At 44.7% G+C, this 18,777-nt stretch carries 14 protein-coding genes; 9 read left to right on the top strand and 5 right to left on the bottom strand.

All coding sequences use genetic code 11. The annotated features are described in order from the left end of the window. The first annotated feature begins 492 nt into the window (after positions 1 to 492). The 4 genes from NDI35_RS01780 to NDI35_RS01765 all read left to right on the top strand — a co-directional run bounded on the left by NDI35_RS01780 (position 493) and on the right by NDI35_RS01765 (position 5,523). Positions 493 to 663, top strand: coding sequence for a hypothetical protein (locus NDI35_RS01780; RefSeq protein WP_445311239.1), 171 nt, complete (start codon positions 493 to 495; stop codon positions 661 to 663). Positions 664 to 1,950: 1,287 nt separating this feature from the next. Then, the gene (locus NDI35_RS01775; RefSeq protein WP_445311238.1) at positions 1,951 to 3,861 is read left to right on the top strand and encodes a sensor histidine kinase; all 1,911 of its coding nucleotides are present in this window, start codon (positions 1,951 to 1,953) and stop codon (positions 3,859 to 3,861) included. A gap of 442 nt (positions 3,862 to 4,303) precedes the next feature. Then, positions 4,304 to 4,834, top strand: a complete 531-nt coding sequence (locus NDI35_RS01770; RefSeq protein WP_445311237.1) for a hypothetical protein — start codon at positions 4,304 to 4,306, stop codon at positions 4,832 to 4,834. Between the two features lie 86 nt (positions 4,835 to 4,920). Beyond that, a complete protein-coding gene (locus NDI35_RS01765) occupies positions 4,921 to 5,523 on the top strand; it encodes a Uma2 family endonuclease (protein WP_445311438.1) in 603 nt (200 codons plus the stop codon). 413 nt (positions 5,524 to 5,936) lie between these two features. Here the strand turns inward: NDI35_RS01765 and ilvD are convergent, their stop codons facing one another. After that, entirely contained in the window at positions 5,937 to 7,622 is a 1,686-nt protein-coding gene (ilvD, locus tag NDI35_RS01760; RefSeq protein WP_445311437.1) for a dihydroxy-acid dehydratase, read from the bottom strand. 419 nt (positions 7,623 to 8,041) lie between these two features. Between ilvD and NDI35_RS01755 the strand changes: the two genes are divergently transcribed. Beyond that, the gene (locus tag NDI35_RS01755; protein WP_445311436.1) at positions 8,042 to 8,884 is read left to right on the top strand and encodes a pentapeptide repeat-containing protein; all 843 of its coding nucleotides are present in this window, start codon (positions 8,042 to 8,044) and stop codon (positions 8,882 to 8,884) included. Positions 8,885 to 8,950: 66 nt separating this feature from the next. Then, positions 8,951 to 9,814 (top strand): sulfite exporter TauE/SafE family protein, encoded by an 864-nt coding sequence (locus NDI35_RS01750; protein ID WP_445311236.1) that lies wholly within the window; start codon positions 8,951 to 8,953, stop codon positions 9,812 to 9,814. Between the two features lie 94 nt (positions 9,815 to 9,908). On the opposite strand, the gene NDI35_RS01745 is transcribed toward NDI35_RS01750, so the two are convergent. Further along, on the bottom strand, positions 9,909 to 10,709 hold the full coding sequence (locus NDI35_RS01745; protein WP_445311235.1) for a hypothetical protein: 801 nt from the start codon (positions 10,707 to 10,709) through the stop codon (positions 9,909 to 9,911). 458 nt (positions 10,710 to 11,167) lie between these two features. Between NDI35_RS01745 and NDI35_RS01740 the strand changes: the two genes are divergently transcribed. Both NDI35_RS01740 and NDI35_RS01735 read left to right on the top strand, forming a co-directional pair. Next, positions 11,168 to 11,494, top strand: coding sequence for a hypothetical protein (locus NDI35_RS01740; RefSeq protein WP_333035800.1), 327 nt, complete (start codon positions 11,168 to 11,170; stop codon positions 11,492 to 11,494). 59 nt (positions 11,495 to 11,553) lie between these two features. After that, entirely contained in the window at positions 11,554 to 12,093 is a 540-nt protein-coding gene (locus NDI35_RS01735; protein ID WP_445311234.1) for a GIY-YIG nuclease family protein, read from the top strand. 322 nt (positions 12,094 to 12,415) lie between these two features. Here NDI35_RS01735 and NDI35_RS01730 read toward each other — a convergent pair whose 3' ends face one another. The 3 genes from NDI35_RS01730 to NDI35_RS01720 form a co-directional block, all read right to left on the bottom strand. Next, complete coding sequence (locus tag NDI35_RS01730; RefSeq protein WP_445311233.1) at positions 12,416 to 13,738, bottom strand: hybrid sensor histidine kinase/response regulator; 1,323 nt, start codon at positions 13,736 to 13,738, stop codon at positions 12,416 to 12,418. Positions 13,739 to 13,843: 105 nt separating this feature from the next. After that, a complete protein-coding gene (locus NDI35_RS01725) occupies positions 13,844 to 17,971 on the bottom strand; it encodes an ATP-binding protein (protein ID WP_445311232.1) in 4,128 nt (1,375 codons plus the stop codon). 377 nt (positions 17,972 to 18,348) lie between these two features. Next, positions 18,349 to 18,513: a hypothetical protein gene (locus NDI35_RS01720; RefSeq protein WP_445311231.1), complete on the bottom strand. Its 165-nt coding sequence runs from the start codon at positions 18,511 to 18,513 to the stop codon at positions 18,349 to 18,351. Between the two features lie 77 nt (positions 18,514 to 18,590). Here NDI35_RS01720 and NDI35_RS01715 point away from each other — a divergent pair. Next, positions 18,591 to 18,777 (top strand): hypothetical protein (locus tag NDI35_RS01715; protein WP_445311230.1); only part of this gene is annotated, 187 nt, incomplete at its 3' end.

Below are 18,777 nucleotides of genomic sequence, written 5' to 3'. Positions count from 1 at the left end.
CGCTCTTTCAGCACTTTCCTGAGATAATAAAAAGAGCAAGTCCCGTAAACCCTTTACGACTATGTAGAAGCTCGGAGAACTCGCCCTCATGATAAAATTTGTTGACGATTGACGATTACTGCGAATTATACAGAGCATACAGAACACTATTCCCCGAAGTGAGAATTTGTGAGGCATTTAATTACTTTTATGTGGGGATTTTCTGATATGAAGCGTAAAACACTACCAGCAATAGCAATATCTCGTGTAGTGGGATTAAGCACTGAACAAAAACTTTGGCATTTTCTAAGCGAATTACTTGAAAATTAGAAGGCTTGAGAGAGCTAGATTAAACCTTTTTTACAAAAAATAACCACACAATAAATATTTATCATTATTGATTAATAGAAAATTAAAAAAAGGGAATACAACCGATTATCTGAAACGATGTCAACACTCAAATAGACTTTGAGTAAGTCGGCGTGAAAAAACAGAACAATGTTAAAGAAATAAGTGAATACAGAGAATGTTTCTACTGCGGCAACTCAATATATGGGCGCTATATTAAGGGTGTTTTTGACTCAAAAACAAGACAAAAATCTCGAAAAACTGAGAACGGCGGATGGATCGCAACAAGTTAAATACGCCGCCCTGGTAGTTAGATTAAATGCACATGGCTGGTAGGTTGGCAAAATAGCTGATCTGGATTAATGGGACTCCACAAATAGGGAAATAGGTTTTACATAAATAACACAAACTATGCAAGAAAAAGGTTTGGAATTTTTGTGACAGGATTTTAAATCTGAAGTTAAAAGAAGCCGACATAAAGTTTTTATAAGAATTCCTCAAAAACAAACCACCGACCTATAACAGTATTCTCTTAGATCATAAATTAGAAAAAGAGGCTTCTATTCTATTAGATTAAGTCACGACTGCTTAAAATAACTACTAAAAAAATGGTTTATTTGCCAACGAGGGAGGAAGAGTCATAAAGGAAACCAAGAAGCTGTATTACACCAAATTAAACCCGACCTATATATGTTGAAATGGGCTACGTGGGTGGAAGAAATCGGCTGAGAATATTTGGTTCAATCAGGGTTTTGTGCATGGAGTGAACCTGGTTACACTTATTACCAAAGAAGTGAGCAATAATTGCTGAAATAAACGAAACGGCATGACCGTAGATTATTGTAGGAATTTTCTCACATTAAATTAGCTGGGTTTGCGGTTTGGTAACTTGGTTTATTTATCGACAAGTTATATCAAGATGATGGAGCAATAAGCCCAAAAATATGCTAAGATTACACGCTTCCCAATAATCATACAAAACAACTGATGATACACCAATCTCAAGAATTACAACAGTTATGATAAAAATAAAAAAATAGGTTATACATATTTTTTGTTATCCCAATATTGTGCCGAAATGCACCCAATTGAATAGGAGTGGCAACTTATGAAAAAAGATGAATTAGCGGGAGAAATATTTGACTTGGAGTTAGAATTCGCCACGCCGTAATTCATGGATTAAAAGTTAGAGGAGAAAGAGGAAACTACCGTACACAACGTGTTAAGTTTCATTTTAATCACGCTACTTAATATTTAGTTACCTAAAGATTATTTTGCCCGCATACCTACTTAAGCTACAGCTTATTACTCGACCGAACAGCAGGCTGGCTTATTGGTATCTACCTACTTATTTATTCCGTGATTTATTGCCTCGCAATTCGATCCATACTTTTTTATTAAGAAACAAATATCACCTTAAGTAGTCAGGAACCCGGTTTCTTAACGTAAGTGCGTCTTGGAAGCTCTGAAAGGGGAAACGAGAAACCGGGTTTCTTAGGCAGGGTAAAAGCGTCCTAATTTACAAAAATTATCAAATTAAGTATCCATGCGGTCCTCTCAAATCAGCCGCGAGTTAAGTTAGACTGAATTGTCAGTGCGTGAATTATTCACAGGTTAGCATCTATGCAGCTCAAACATCTGAATCAGCCTTCACAAGAACTCTCTACCTCTTGCGAGCATCACCTCAAAGAGAGCCAGCCACTCAAGCCCAATTATTTCGCTCACATAGCCCATTCCTTGGGCAACCTCAGTATTCGCGACAAAATCAGCAGTGGGTACGCACTGGCTCTTTGTGTTGCGATTGGGGGAACGACTCTGGGGATGTTGGTGGGCACTCATTACTATCGCAGAACTAACAATCAAGTACACATCGATCGAGAAACTCAGCTTTTAAATAAGTTGCAGGTGGCTTTACTGCGAACTAAAAACAGCCAAGAATGGCTTATTTACGGGCTAGAACAGCCCAAATTTTTTGACAACAAATACGAACAACTACAAAACAATATTTACAATTTAAAGTTGTTGTTATCTGAAGTCAAAAACTCTAAATACCTGGAAGACATAGAAGGCATAGAAAAATTTAAAAAAACTTGCGATTCGCTATTGTCTAATTATCTTGCTAAAATAGAAAGAGTGAATAAAAAAATCAGTAACCTGCCAAATAACCCCGCTCAACAACTTGTAAACCGTAAGTTGCTGTCGAATTTAGAGCGAGATAAAATAGGGTTGGAACTAGACAGGGCGGTCAATGATATAGCAGAAATTATCGATCGCGCCCAAGAGCAAGAAGATGCAGGGCGGCAGGATTTGCTGCAAGCGCAGGCGCTGCGGGTGCAAATAATTTTGGGTAGCATGGCACTGTCGATCGTCGTTGCAGCACTGCTAGCGGGTTTCACCAGTCGGGCGATCGCCAAACCCCTCGCCGCTGTAACTAAAATTGCTCAGCGAGTCACTGAAGAATCTAATTTTCAGTTGCAAGTACCAGTTACCAGCACCGATGAAGTCGGAGTATTAGCAGCTTCGTTGAACCAACTGATTCAGAAAGTAAATCAGTTGCTAGAAGAATTGAAATCTGAACAACAAACCCAGATACTTCAAAATGAGAAAATGGCAACTTTGGGGCGGATGTTAGCCGGTGTGGCTCACGAAGTTAACAACCCAATCAATTTTATCTATGCCAATATCGACCCAGCGAGACATTATGTTGAAGATATTTTAGATTTGCTCAAAACTTACGAAACAGAAATTCCCAACCCCCCTGCCGCAGTTATCACGAAAGGCGAAGAAATAGACATCGATTTTCTCAAAGAAGATTTGAGCAAAATATTTGACTCAATGCAACTAGGGGCTGAAAGAGCCAAAGCTATTATCTTAAGCTTGAAAGATTTTTCTCGCCTCGACGATGCCGCCCCTCATCCCGTCGATTTGCACGCCTGCATAGACAGCAGTTTGCTGATTCTCAACAGCCGCATCAAACAGGGCATTGAAGTGGTGCGAAATTACGGAAATATTCCGACTGTTGAAGGCTATATGGGTTTGCTTTACCAGGTATTTGTTAACCTTATCAACAATGCACTAGATGCTGTGGAAGAGAAAGCAAAAAGCGAGAAATCCAGCTCAGCCGAGGCGAAAAAACAATCGGCTTCGGAGTCAATGAAACAGGAGGCACCAACTTTTTCGCCGAGGATTGTGATTGCTACAGAATACTTGGACGACGACTCAGTGGTAGTGCGAATTTCTGATAACGGTACGGGAATAGCACCAGAAAGTCAAGAAAAAATGTTTGAAACATTCTTTACTACTAAACCGAGAGGTGTAGGTACTGGTTTGGGATTGGCAATTGGTCGCGAAATTATCGTCAAGAAACATGGGGGGACAATTAACTTTTGGTCGGAGGTGGGAACGGGGACGGAATTTTCGATCGCCCTGCCGATTAAGCATGAGGATTTGATGCAAAATACGCAGGTAAACCTTCCAATTCCTCGCGAATATAATTACCCCTGCAATGAAAAAGCCAACCAAGTCCGAGGATAGAGGAACTGTAAAAACTTAAAAATTATCAGTTTTTATATCACTTTCAAAAAAGAATGCAATAGCAAGCCCGTGCTCTAAACTCGGATCTCATAATTCATTCCAAATCTAAAATCTAAAATCTAAAATCTAAAATTGTATGAGATTGCTTATTGACCGAAAGCATCCAGGATACAAGCCCCCGGATTCATTCCAACGCGCAGACTCAGGACCGGTGAAATAAAAAACCTGTATCCGATGAAACTTGCCCCCCGAATTTATCCCTGGGGTCAATGCTTCAATTCTTTAATCTCAAATCTCAAATCTCAAATCGATTGACTGGCTGTCGCTCCCCCACTCAATGAGTGATAATACCCAAATCAAAACTATTTTCAGTAATCTTGAAAAACAGGAGTTGCTATAATTTAAATTTAAAGTTGAGCAATCACTGTACGGAGCGAAAATTATGGGACTATTTGACCAAATTTTGAGCGCGATCGACAATCCCAACCAACAAGCAAGTCCCAATCAGTTGGGCAACATTCTCGGTGCGGTAGAGCAGTTGAGCAGCAACCAGGGCGTCAATACAGGCACGACTCAGCTAGCAATGTCGGTTTTGGGCGGATATGTGCGATCGGCATTGCAAAACGTGCGAGCGCAATCAGGAGATGCACAAGCTCAACAACTTGTCAACCAATTTAGCGGCACAAATCCCAATCCGCAAGCGGTACAGAGTTTGTTCGGAGTCGGCCAACTGACGCAGATAGTGAACGATATCGCCCACAGAACCGGTTTGAATAACGCCACAGTGCAGGCGATGATACCTGTTTTGGTGCCGCTCATACTGAATTTGCTACAAACCGGCGGCAACGCCCAAAATCCAGCCCAAGGTGGAAATCCCGTTTTGAATACGTTTTTAGATACAGATGGAGACGGCGACGTAGATATTACTGACGCCATGTCGATGGCAGGCCGCTTTTTGAATCAGCGCCGTTAGCGTTAAGATGTGGGGATAGAGATTGGCGGGCGATCGCTCTTTTGAGGGCAAGGGCGATCGCTCGAAATTACATACAATAATTGAGCGTGCCAATTATAGATGAATTTGCTATGACACAAATTCTCGATCGAGAAACTATCGACCAGCGAGTAGTGATCGGGGGCAATTGGGATCAGTTTAAGTTAATCCAGAAAGCTTCGGAAGATTCACCCGGAGTTAAGCTATCTTTTTTTGCAGGGGCGATCGAGATTCTGATGCCGGGATTCCAACACGAAAACTTTTCTGAAATCATAGGCTATCTGGTGACAACTTTTCTGCTAACACAGGGCATCAGATTTTACCCTTCTGGTTCGATGACGCAGGAGAAAACCGGAGAAGTTTCAACCCAAGCTGACAAATCATTTTGTTTCGAGGAAGCTAAGTCAATTCCCGATTTGTCGATCGAGATAGTTTATACCAGCGGTGGATTGAACAAACTGGCAAAATATCGAGCTTTGGGCGTGCCGGAGGTGTGGTTTTGGGAAGATGGCACACTGCGGTTGTATCACCTGCGAGAAGATGGTTATGAAGAAGTAGTTCAGAGCAAGTTGTCAGGATTGGAAACGCTGAATATCGAGCTGTTGAAACGCTGCATTTTGATAGGTGAGACTGACTTGGCTGAAGCGGTGAAGGTTTTTGGACAAGGGTGATATGATTTTAGATTTTAGATTTTAGAATTGAAGAATTGAAGAATTGGGAATGACAAGAATTTCTTGATGGTACCCGCCACGTGATTTATCCGTGGAATCAATCCAAAATCTAAAATCGAAAATCCTCAAGCCCCCGCATTTATCGGTGGGGTCAATCTAAAATCTAAAATCTAAAATCTAAAATCGATTGACTGATTCGATAGGGGTTTGGAGGTTGCCTCAACTTACATTCTTTTTTGAAACTGGTATAATATTACGTTCGAGCAAACATGATATTCCTGCTCATAGCTGTAGGGTGCGCCTCGGCGCACCCTACAGCTTTATTCTTCAGTTTCAAGCGAGAGGGACGAAAGTTTGTGTAGTGCAGGTTTCAACCGCCGATTACGATCGGCGATTTTTAACTAATTCCAAACTCAACCCAAACCCAAATCAGTCACAGCACCGACACTGCTCGAAGAAACCAACTTAGCGTATTTAGCCAAAACGCCCTTAGTATAGCGAGGTTTAGGAGGCTGCCAAAGAGCCCGCCGCTGCTCCAATTCAGCGTCCGAAACATTGAGCTGCAACAAGCGATTTTGAGCATCAATCGTAATCGAATCGCCCTCTTCTACCAAAGCAATTGTCCCGCCAACTTGCGCTTCAGGTGCAACGTGACCGACAACCAGACCGTAAGTTCCGCCAGAAAAGCGACCGTCAGTAATTAACCCTACAGAATCGCCCAAACCAGCGCCAATAATTGCCGAAGTTGGCGCTAACATTTCGCGCATTCCCGGCCCGCCTTTGGGCCCTTCGTAGCGGACGATAATCACATCTCCGGCTTGAATTTTGCCCGCTAAAATTGCATCCAAACAATTTTCTTCAGATTCAAATACGCGCGCTGGACCGGTAATTTGCGCTTTTTTAACGCCAGTAATTTTAGCAACTGCTCCTTCTGTTGCCAGATTTCCCCTGAGAATTGCTAAATGTCCTTGGGCGTAAATCGGGTTGTTCCAAGGGCGGATGACATCTTGGTCGGTGCGGGGTTCGGCTGGAATATCTGCCAACACTTCCGCAAGAGTTTGACCGGTAATTGTCAGCGCGTCTGGGTGCAGCAAACCCTGTTCTAGCAGGATTTTCATTACTTGGGGAATGCCGCCGGCTTTGTGCAAATCGGTTGCTACGTATTTGCCGCTGGGTTTGAGGTCGCACAGCACCGGCACTTTTGCTCGAATAGTTTCAAAATCGTCGAGGGACAACTCAACGCCGATCGCATTGGAAATGGCTAATAAATGCAGCACAGCATTGGTTGAACCGCCGATTGCCATGATTACCGCGATCGCATTTTCAAAGGCCTTGCGAGTCAAAATTTGGCTCGGTAACAACTGTTTGCGGATCGCTTCCACCACCACTTTTGCAGATTCGGCAGCGCTGTCAGCTTTTTCGGCATCCTCAGCAGCCATTGTCGAAGAATAAGGCAAACTCATGCCCATCGCTTCAAAAGCACTCGACATAGTATTTGCTGTGAACATTCCGCCGCAAGAACCCGCACCCGGACAAGCTTTCTCTTCCACTGCTTTGAGTTCTGTTTCGTCAATTTTGCCCGCGCTGAATTGACCGACTGCTTCAAAAGCGCTGACAACGGTTAAATCCCGTCCGTTGTGGTGTCCGGGTTTGATCGTGCCACCGTAAACAAAAATAGCAGGAATGTTCATGCGGGCGATCGCAATCATCGCCCCCGGCATATTTTTATCGCAACCGCCGACAGCCAGCAACCCGTCCATACTTTGGCCGTTGCAAACAGTTTCGATGGAATCAGCAATTACATCTCTCGACACCAGAGAATATTTCATCCCTTGAGTTCCCATCGAGATCCCGTCGCTGATAGTAATCGTACCGAACATCTGTGGCATGGCGCCGGCTTCTTTTGCACCCGCAATAGCCCGCAAAGCGAGGTCGTTCAATCCCATATTGCAGGGCGTAATCGTGCTGTACCCGTTGGCAATCCCCACAATCGGCTTAGTGAAATCGCCGTCACCAAAACCGACTGCCCGCAGCATTGCTCGGTTGGGCGCGCGCTGCACGCCCCCAGTCACAGCTTGGCTTCTCAAATTTTCAGGCATTTTAAAATTTCCTTTGTCTGTTGACAGTTGACCGTTGACAGTTGACAGTTGACCGTTGTCAGTTGTCAACTGCCAGCTCGCCCAAAAACGAATACAAGTTTCCGATAATCGTCGTGGTGAGCCCATAATTTTAGACCAAAGTTCCGGCTCCCAGATGAATCTGTGGAGCAAATCTAAAATCTAAAATCTAAAATCGACTGACTCAGTGCCGAGCGCCGAGAGTTTTACCCTATTGTTGATTTTCTCAGAAGCTTTGATATTTGTCAGACCTTTTAGGAGGCAGTGGCACAGCAGTGCCCGGAAAGCAATGCAAAGATTCTACAGATACTACAGCGTGCAGAGTGAATACCGTAGTTATCTGGGATGATGTGGTAACACCCATCACTCTAACGTTTAAAAAAAATTGCGAGGCGAATGACATGGAGGCCGATCGAATTCTGAGGCAATATGCGGCCGGAGAAAGAATTTTTCGAGAGATTAACCTCGTCGGGGCCGACTTAAAAGGGGTAAACCTCAGCGAGGCTAACTTTACCAGAGCGAATTTCCAAGACGCAAACCTCAAAGGCGCTAACCTGACGGGAGCGAACTTGCGCGAGGTGAAATTGTCAGGGGTGGACATGACAGAAGCCAACCTCAGCGAAGCAAATCTCATCGGTACCGATTTGAGTCGTGCCAATCTCAGCGGGGCTAACCTGATGGGAGCCAACCTGCGCGGCTCAATGGCGAGAGAAGTCAACATGACCAAGGCTAATTTGACCGAAGCTAATTTGACCGAAGCCAACTTTACCGAAGCGAATTTGTTTGCGGCCAACTTAACCGACGCTAGCATGATTCGCATTAATTTGATGAAGGCAAATTTGAGTTGGTCAACTCTCAAAGCGGTAAACCTGACAAATGCCATCCTCAGCGAGTCGCTTTTAGAAAGAGCTAATCTGACTCAGGCAATTCTCAGCGGGGCGATGGTGAGCGGGGCCAACCTGACTGGTGCAGACTTGCGCCAAGTAACGATGATTGGAGCTAATCTCACCGAAGCTAATCTGAGCAATGCTAATTTGAGAGTTGCTAATGTGAGTTGGTCAACGCTGGCAAGAGCTAATTTGAGCGGTGCTAATTTGTACCGTGCTAAGCTGTGCTGGTCTAATTTTAGCGGGGCTGTTTTGTTGGAAGCGGTTTTGATTGATGCTAATCTCAATCGAACTAACTTCCGCGATGCAGATTTGAGGCGGGCAATTATGCCGGACGGCACGACTAATGATTCTTAAAATTTGATTGTTAACTGTTAACTGTTGACTGTTAACTGTTAACTGTTAACTGTTGACTAATAACTAATGACTATCACTGAATTATTGATTCTCGGTGCTGCAGGAATTTTTGCCGGAGTTCTAGCTGGATTTTTGGGTATCGGTGGCGGTACGGTGCTCGTACCTTTGTTGGTTGCTCTCAAGTACGCCCCGGTAGAAGCGGTTGCTACTAGCGGTTTGTCGATCGTCATTACAGCTATTTCTGGCAGCATCCAGAATTGGCGAATGGGCTACCTCAGCTTGAGCCAAGTCGCAGGCATTGGATTTCCCGCCGTCATCACCGCACAAATCGGTGCTTATTTGGCGGGGATTTTTCCGCCTTACTTGCTGTTACTGACTTTTGGGTTGTTGCTGTGGCTCAATATTTATTTGATTGAAGTTCGCAAGCACCTGACAGCTAAGAAGAAAGCGGAAGCAGAACAAGAGGAACTAAGAGGAGAAGCGGGACAAGGAGACAAGGCTCAATTACCAATTACCAATCACGAATTACCCAATAATTCAAATATTTTATTCAATCCAACTTTTGCTAAAATTGCCACCGGCAGTGCGGCAGGTTTATTAGCGGGTTTGTTCGGCGTAGGCGGCGGCGTGATTATGGTTCCCCTGCAAATTTTGCTATTAGGAGAAAGCATTAAAACCGCAATTCAAACCAGCTTGGGCGTCATCGTCATTACGGCAATTTCGGCGACGGCGGGACACGCGGCGCGCGGTAATGTTTTGTGGGTTGTGGGGTTAATTCTGGGCGGCGGCGGTTTGTTGGGCGCCCAGGTGAGCACGCGGTTTTTGCCGAGATTGCCCGATCGTATTGTTAGTTTAGCTTTTCGATCGCTCTTGGCAATCTTATCGATTTATGTTTTCTGGCAAGCTTGGCAAAAATTTAGTAACTGGTAATTGGTAAGGGGTAAGGTGCGCGGCAGAAGAGCCCCCTACGAAAAAATCCCGGAAGGTGCCCGCGCAGCACCCTACGAAAAACGAATAAGTAAGACTAATTTGCTGATAGTTTCTTCACGGCGCGAGTCAGACGCTGCAAGTAAGGCTTGACAATTTCTTGATTTTGCCTCTGCAACTCGGAAACTTGCTGCTGCAAATGCTGAATCTCGGTTTGCAACATCCCTGTGTCTATTGTGGGTCGATCGAGCAAATCCTGTAATTGCTTCAGAGAACCTTGGATTTGATCCAAGTCTACTTCGTTCGATCGCTCCTGTAACTGAGCCGTAATAGTTTTAACTTCAGTTAACTTTTCGCCCATCAATAAAAATCGGACGTTAACATTTTCCCAATCATGCTCTCTCAGGGCGCTATTTTCCAAAATGCGGACTTTCTGCTGCAAATCCGACAGTTGCGTGTTGAAATCCTGAGAATCTGCCGGCAGCGCCTGGGCTTGGCGTTCTAGGGAGGCTACGGCAGCTTGTACCTCGGCGATGACGCCGGATTCCAAGCCGAGGAGTTTCTGCTGCAAGTCGGAGACGGCGGTGTAGAGTTCCGCCGGCTCTCCAGGTAGTATCTGAACTTGCTGCGAGCGACGTTCTACTGCGGCCTGTACGTCCGTAATCGCAGAATTTGCCTTTTGTTGCATTTGTTGCTCGAAACGCTGGCGATTGGCGAGATTTAGCGAGAGTGCTGCAGTTAAGGGGGCGGCAGCGTAGAGAATTTGGCCCGACAATACAGCAGCAATCGTGCCAATCGCTGAACCACCAACAGAGGCGTATTCTGCCAATTCTAGCCAGTCCGGCTGGTTCGGGGCACTTCTCAAAGGTGGGAATGATGCTTTTTCAATCTTCTGCATAGCCTTTTAGTCGTAGTCGGATAGATGGCGATACGGACATGATAAAAGCGATCGGCAAATAAATCAGGCCTATTTGTCAAAATTTCCTGATTGTGGTATTTTCATTGACCGAAAGCATCCAGGATACAAGCCGCCGGATTCATCCGTCCAGAAATAAAAAACCTGTATCCGATGAAACTTGCCCCCAGAATTTATCCGTAGGGTCAATGCTTCAAATCTAAAATCTAAAATCTAAAATCTAAAATCTAAAATCGATTGACCGAAAGCATCCAGGATACAAGCCCCCGGATTCGTCCGTGGGGTCAATGCTTCAATTCTTTAATCTTTAATCTAAAATCTAAAATGGATTGACCTCCTGCCTTCAAAACGCTCAATCTCAGGTAAAATTCAGGATTAAGTCGATCGCTCAACAGTTAACCAATAACCATTCACCGCCGTCTGTCAGGAGTATACAGAAAATGGGTCTTAAGATTATTGAAAGCTACGATAGCAGTTTTGTCCTCGAACCAGATGCTAAAACTGCACTGTTCGGTTTGTTAACCGGTGAAAGCTTTGTCAAACAAGTAGCGCTACAATTGCAATGCTCCCGCATTGAGTTTGCCGAGTTACTTTTTCAGCCAGTCCCTTACAGCAGCGAGACGCCGAAGGGAATGCCTGCGGAATTTGAAAAGTATCATCAATCGAGCGATTTTGCGATCGTCAACGTCCCGCCTAATTTCATGTTCCAAGCCAAAATATTTAAACCCAGCCGCCTCTGTGCAATTTATCGCGTTTTCAAGAATTAGGTCAAGGCTGGTTAATTTGTGGTTTAATCTAAAATCTAAAATCTAAAATCTAAAATCGGATGACAGAAGACATTCAATCTCTCGCCAGCTTAGAATTCATTCCCTACATAGACTCCGAGGGAAAATTGCCCGATTTTGTCCAGGGAAAAATTGGCGTTTACGCGATTTTTGACAACGACAAAGTTCTCCAATTTGTCGGCTATTCTCGCGACATTTACCTCAGCCTTAAACAGCATTTGGTACGCCAAACCCAATATTGCTACTGGCTGAAAGTCCAAACTATTGACAAGCCCAGCCGCACTATTCTAGAAAGTATTAGAGAAAGTTGGATTGCCGAAAACGGTTCCCAACCCCAGGGTAACGGTGCCGATGCTGCCAAGTGGAACGATCCCATCGACACCAAAACTGTGATGACTGCCCAAGAAACGGCAAATTATGAAGGTATCTTCGCCGATGAAATTGCCAAAGATAAATTGTTGAAAAATGTCGCGCGGCGCGTGGAAAATGAAATTTTATCGCTGTTGAAAGCTCGCGGCGTAACTGAAGAAATCCGGTTTAATCCCAAGCTGAAAACTAGCGGATTGCTGGATTTAAAGTAAATACGTTCTATGGTCAATTTCCCACAATCAGCCCCTGTTTGTAATGAGGATTCCTATCAAATCCTCTGGCAATAAAATGAAACAGTCCTCCCGCTCACCCGGCACTCCGCCAGGGAATGAATTCCACGGGGCTTATAGCAAAAGTCCTCTAAAAGAGGACTAATAAATTATTCAGTCCTCTAAAAGAGGACTTTCGCTTTGAGGCAGGGGTTTCAACCCCTGACGGACTGACAGACTATCGGTTTTACCTTAAACAGATGCTCGCGTACAATCTATCTGATATATCCTCTGGGTCACTTAAATTTTCAAATGTTGAAATTTATTAAAATTTAACAGATATCGGAATCTGCAAAATTAACTCGGTTCCTCGGCCCGGAGCAGAAATACAACTGATTTGACCTCGATGTTTTTCCACTACAATATCGTGACTGATTGCCAACCCTAATCCAGTACCGCGGCCTACAGGCTTCGTAGTAAAAAATGGGTCAAATATCTGGTGGCGCACTTCCTCACTCATCCCACAACCGTTATCGGCAATGTTAATCACAACGGATTGAGTGTTTTGAGTGGCTAATATTGAATCGTGATTGTGCAGCGCAGCTTCTGACTCAAAACCTACTGAAGTGCTGATGGTAATTTTGCGGGGAGACGATTGATTTTCCAGGGCATCAATAGCATTAGTTAGCAGGTTCATGAATACTTGATTTAACTCACTGGCGTAACAGGGGACTCTGGGCAGTTGGCTGTAGTGTTTAATGACCTCAATCTCACCAGCTTTGTGTGCTCCCTTCAGTCGGTGTTGCAAAATAACTAAAGTATTGTCAATGCCTTCATTAATATCGACTCGCTTGTACTTTTGTTCGCCAAGGTGGGAGAATTTCCGCAAAGACATCACAATTTCGCTAATGCGAGAAGCACCCTCTGTCATCGAATTCAGCAGTTTTGGATAATCCTCTGCGATGAATTCGGGTTGAATCTCATCCAATTCGCCGATAATTTCTGCAACGGGGTGGGGGTAGTAATGTCGGTACAATTCAACGAGGCGAAGCAAATCTCGCGCATAGTCGGCTGCTAGAGCAATATTGCCGTAGATAAAGCTGACGGGATTGTTGATTTCGTGAGCAATTCCTGCCGCTAGCTGACCTAAAGAAGCCATTTTTTCCTTCTGTACTAACTGAGCTTGAGTTTTCTTTAGTTCAGTGACGGTTTGTTCGAGTTCCTTGGCATAGGATTGTGTTTGCCGGAACAACTGGCGCTGCACGAGTTGATTTGAAACGCGGGCCAAAACTTCTAGTTCGTGAAACGGTTTTGTGATATAATCTATACCACCAACTTCAAAGGCTTTGACTTTATCAAACACTTCATTTAAAGCACTGATAAAAATAACTGGAATGTCCTTGGTTGTGGGAGAAGCTTTCAATGCTTGGCAGACTTTGTAGCCGTCCATACCGGGCATCATGATGTCGAGCAAAATCAAGTCAGGAGGAGTTAACTCGATCGACCGCAGCGCTAGTTTGCCGTCGGGTGCGGTGCGTGTTTTGTACCCTTGCTGCGAGAGTATTTGAGCTAAAAGTTGCAAATTAGCCGGAATATCATCAACAATTAAAATATTCCCTTTTATGACGGGAGTTGATTCGTAATTCATATCTAGTGCTGTAAAATAACCTTTATAGGTTTGTAGTGAGTACGATCGCCCGATGGGGTTTTATGAGGACGATCGTACTCACTACAAACCTATCTCATATCCTGATTATTTTGGTTCGGGATGGATGAGAGCTAGTATTTGATTGAACTGAAACTCGTTAGCCAAGGCGGCTAGAGCGCTTGCTAAAGCGTCATTGCGATCGCGAATTTGCTCAATGTGGATCAGAATTAACTCTAAATCGCACTCAATTGTGGCTTTCTCTAAAGCTGCCAGCCAATCTGCGGGTAAAGCTGCCAGACTCTCTGGAGTCGGAGCCTCAATTTGAGTTGACTCGGGAACACTCTCCGGTTCACCGTAAATGTAACGCACTCCCAGATGTTTGTGCAGGGTGGCAAAAATTTCTGTATCTCGAAAGGGTTTGTGGATAAAGTCATCGCAATCATCTGATACAGTAACGGTTGGCGCTTCCTCGGCGTTACTGGCACTCACGGCAATAATTGCCGTAGCTTGACCTTTAACGGTGGCTTTAATGCGTTTGGTCGCTTCATGTCCATCCATCACGGGCATCCACATATCCATAAAAATTAAGTGTGGCTCAAAACTCGACCACATTTCAATAGCTTCCATGCCGTTGGTGGCTTCTTGGAGTTCAAAGTTAAAGGCAGCGAGGAGTTTGATCAGCAGTTGGCGGTTGTCCGAGCGATCGTCCACAATCAAAATACGATAGCGTGGCTGGTTGCGTTCCAGCGCTATCACCCGACGCAGTGGCTGTACGGGTTGAGTCGCCGGGGCATCAACGGCGCTGACGGGGAGATCAAACGCGAAGGTGGTGCCGCGTCCTACTTCACTGCGTACAGTAATCACGCCGCCCATCAGCTTGATAAACTGTTGGCTGATAGCCAGTCCCAAGCCTGTTCCTTGCTGAGATTTTGTTCCTGTTTTGGTTTGCACAAAGGCTTGAAAAAGTTTATCTAACTCATCAGCAGCTATGCCGGAGCCAGTGTCTTCTATTTCAAAATGTAATTGGTAATTACTGATTAGTAATTGCTGATCTTCACCCTCCTTAACCGCACTTACTCTTACCCTAATTTCTCCTTCTTTCGTAAACTTAATGGCGTTAGAGAGGAGATTGATTAAAACTTGGCGCAACTTAAGTTGATCTGTTTGCACGTATTCGGGAACTTCGCTAGAGCACTCAAATATTAACTGCAATTGTTGCTCCCTTGCCTGAAGTTGAAACATCTCTTCCAAATCGTTCAACAGGCTCCTTAATTGAAAGTCGGTTGGGTTGATTGTCATGCGTCCCGCCTCTATTTTCGCTAAATCTAATATTTGATTGATTAGAGCTAGCAAGTGTTCTCCGCTGCGGTTGATAATGCGGATATTTTCCTGTTGTTCGCGAGTGAGGTTGGTAGAGCGCTGCATCAATTGGGAGAATCCCAGAATTGCGTTTAGCGGGGTGCGAAGTTCGTGGCTCATATTCGCCAGGAAAGTGCTTTTGGCAAGGTTAGCAGCTTCTGCGGCCCAGGCGGCTTGTTGAAGCTGTACTGCTTGCTGTTGAGTCGCTTCGAGCAATTGAGCTTGTTGTAAGGCGACTCCCAGTTGAGTGCTAATTTGCAGCCCAATATTGATTTCAGCTTCGCGCCAAGTGCGGGGTCCAGAATTTTGATAGCTGGCGAGCAAACCCCAAAGTTGACTGCCACAAAATATGGGGAAAATAACGTAGGCTCTAGCTTGGAATTGTTTTAACAGTTCTAGGTAACAAGGACTCAACCCAGCGCTGTATATGTCTTCAATTATGCGGTAAGGAACGCCTCTAGCGTACATACCGCCTTGATTTTTTTGTAGATAGGTATCCAGCACTGGTGTACCGCCGGCTTGCATAGTTTTCACGGTACAGCGAGAGTCTTCGACGAGAGTGTTTGGCACATTAAAATCGTCAGGTTGCATCAGAGATATCCAGCCAGCAGCCATTGATTCGGCAACAAATTCCCCACTCCAATCAGGATTAAAGCGATAGATACCGACACGATCGCATTTTAGGGTTTGTCGCAGTTCAGAGGTTGTGGTTTTGAATATTGTGTCAATATCTAAGGACTGACGGATGCGATCGATCGATCGGGCGATGGCTTGTTCTCCCTGGGCGCTTTCTCGCAAAGCTGACTCGGCTTGTTTGCGATCGCTAATATCCAAAACAGTGCCGAACAAACGGATCAACTGCCCTTTTTCATCATAAACCGGTTTTCCTCGAACTTCAATGTAACTGAGCGAGCCATCTCTTCGGATCAGCCGCAGATCAATTTCAAAGCTTTGCCCTAACATAGCTTGCTCGCGCACCATTTCCAGATAGCGCGATCGATCTTCTGGATGAAAACGTTCGATTAATTGTTCGGTTGGCAGCGGTTTTTGAGTAGGATCGAGCTCATAAATGCGATATAGTTCCTCACTCCAAGTCGTTCTTTTTGTGGCGATATCGTGTTCCCAACTGCCAATACGGGCAATTTTTTGTGCTTCCAGCAGTCGGGCTTCCGCCACCTGGCGATCGCTAATGTCGCGCGCTACCCAAACCGCAGAGCTATCCGACAGCGGCGAAATTTTAGCAGCAAACCAAACTTCTTGGTTATTAATCTGCAGACTGTAATCAAAACTAATAGTTTGTTGAGCTTCCAATGCCTCGATAACTTGAGCGAAATAAATCTCCTCGCTTTCCTCATCAAAAAACTGTTCGATGATGGAGTCGATCTGATTCGTGTGATAGTTGTATTGAAAAATCCCTTTTGTAGGTATAATTTGGATAGTTTCTTCTTGCACATCAAAAATCAATACAATATCTGTAATAGACTCAAATATTTTCACAAATTGCTCCGTAGAAGTGTAAAGTTTTTGTTCGAGCAATTCGCGATCGGCAATTTCAGATTGTAATAGTTCGTTAGCACCAGCTAAGGCATAGCTACGTTCTGCAACTTCGGTTTCTAAAGTGCGATTGTAGTCGCTTAAGATTTTTTCAGAATGTTTGCGCTGTGCGATGTTATAAAAAGCATTGATGGCATAAATAATGTTTCCATCTTCATCAAAAATTGGTGTGGCGCGCACCTCAAAAGGAATAAATTTCCCATCTCGATAAAGTTCTACATCTTCCAGGAATACCGTTTCGCCACGCAGTGCTCGGAATGCAGGCAGCTCTTCAGTGGGATAAAGCTGGTTTTGGCGGTAGATTTGATAAACTTCTACTGCTTCTTCTAAAGTCGCATCGGGAATATTTTCTACGCCGAGCCAATGCTTGGCAGTTTCGTTCAAGTACACGACTTTACCGGAGGCATTGTGGATAGATACTCCCGCAGGTATGGCTTCGAGAAATTGCTTGAGTTGGCTCTCTCTTTGCGCTAAAGCTTCATTTAAAGATTTTTGGTCTGCAAAAGCCTGTTGCAGTTGCGCTGCCATAAAATTGAAGGAATTGGCGAGATCTCCGACTTCATCCCAGCGTCTAATTTCTAAAGGTCGATCCCATTTTCCTTTTGCCACATTTTTGGTGGCGGTATTCAAACGCATAATTGGCTTTGTCACCCAACGGGAAGTCAACAATCCGATCGCGATCGCCAGCGGCATTGTACCAATCAATAACCACAATGTGTTGCGCGTATTTGCTTGAATGCGAGCCATGAAATCAGACTCTGGCACCACCACCACAATCAACCAATCTAAGCCACGGAAATCTCGATAGGGAGTGACACGGACAAATTGCCTATCGCCCTTGCTCGCCAGAGTCAATTTCTGGGTGGTTTGCAACGCGCGGAAGTTGCCAAAGCGGTTGGCGAGTTGTCGAGCAATATCTCGCGTTCGCGCATCCTTGCTGTTGGTGGCTAGCAATGGCGTCGGTTGCTTTTTTGTTGGCGTCACCAAGGGTGTTTCTAGTGTGGATGTGGCAATCAGATTGCCCGATCGATCCATAATAAAAGTTTGTCCTGACGCCGAGAATTGCAGCCTAGCCAGAAAGGTATTGATTGCCGAGGGCCCATTATTATCGGTGAGGCGATCGCTAATCCGTTCTCCTACTTGTTCGATTAACTGATGCGCTACATCCTCGACTGCTTCCTGACCGCTTTTGAAAGAAATAAAGCTCACTAGCCCGACGGCGCTGACTGTTTGCAAAACAAACGGAACAATTAGAACCGTTCGCAGCGGAAGCTTGCTGAAAAATTTGGCGGTTAGGCGCTTGAAGGGATAGATGGGCATGGGTGTGAACCAATTGCGCTGATAATGCTATTTTAACTGCTGTAGCGTGCCTTTCCCGGCAATTTTTGCGCCCTAAAAAATGTGAAATTTTCCGCCCAGTTCAATATAGGCCAATACGGTTCATTTAAAACTATTTATATCAATTCCGGTTGCACCGGAATTATTGTTGACTGTTGACTGTTGACTGTTGACTGTTGAAGGAGGGGTCGAAAAACTGAATGATAGTTGAGTATTGACTGTTGATTCGATTTTACAATTCCTCAGCTAGCGGAGTTGATATTATTCCTCGGATATCCCCCTAAATCACCCTTAAGAAGGGGGACGCAAGAGTAAGTTCTTGTCCCCCCTTTATTAAGGGAGGTTAGGGGGGATAGAGCTTAAGCCAAGCGTATTGCAATATAGGCAACTACTAGCGAAGATTGGACGCGGATGGGAAAATTTGCTTCTGTCAGTTCTGTTTCTAGCTGTTGGGCATTTGATTGATTTTTACTTACAAAAACTGTGATAACTTTTCTAATTTCTTTGTGTGTATCGGCAATCATGTCGTTAATGAAAAGCCAGCGGGGGCGGGTTTATGAGATTGTAGATTATGGGCAATTATTATTGGTGAACCCGCCCCTTGTATCTTAAAAGAGTGAGGACGGTCGATCGCCACGTCATTGATTCGATCATACCGACAATCAGGCGATTGAGCCGACAATCAGTCGCTCGTACCGACAATCAGTCGCTCGTACCGACAATCAGTCGCTCGTACCGATCATCGGTCGCTCGTACCGATCATCGGTCGCTCGTAGCGACAAATGGGT

The sequence above is a fragment of the Microcoleus vaginatus FACHB-2002 genome, from assembly GCF_040004035.1.
In the GTDB taxonomy this organism is placed as follows: domain Bacteria; phylum Cyanobacteriota; class Cyanobacteriia; order Cyanobacteriales; family Microcoleaceae; genus Microcoleus; species Microcoleus vaginatus_C.
The sequence above is the reverse complement of the archived record's forward strand: the minus strand, read 5'-3'. Positions and strand labels throughout refer to the sequence as shown.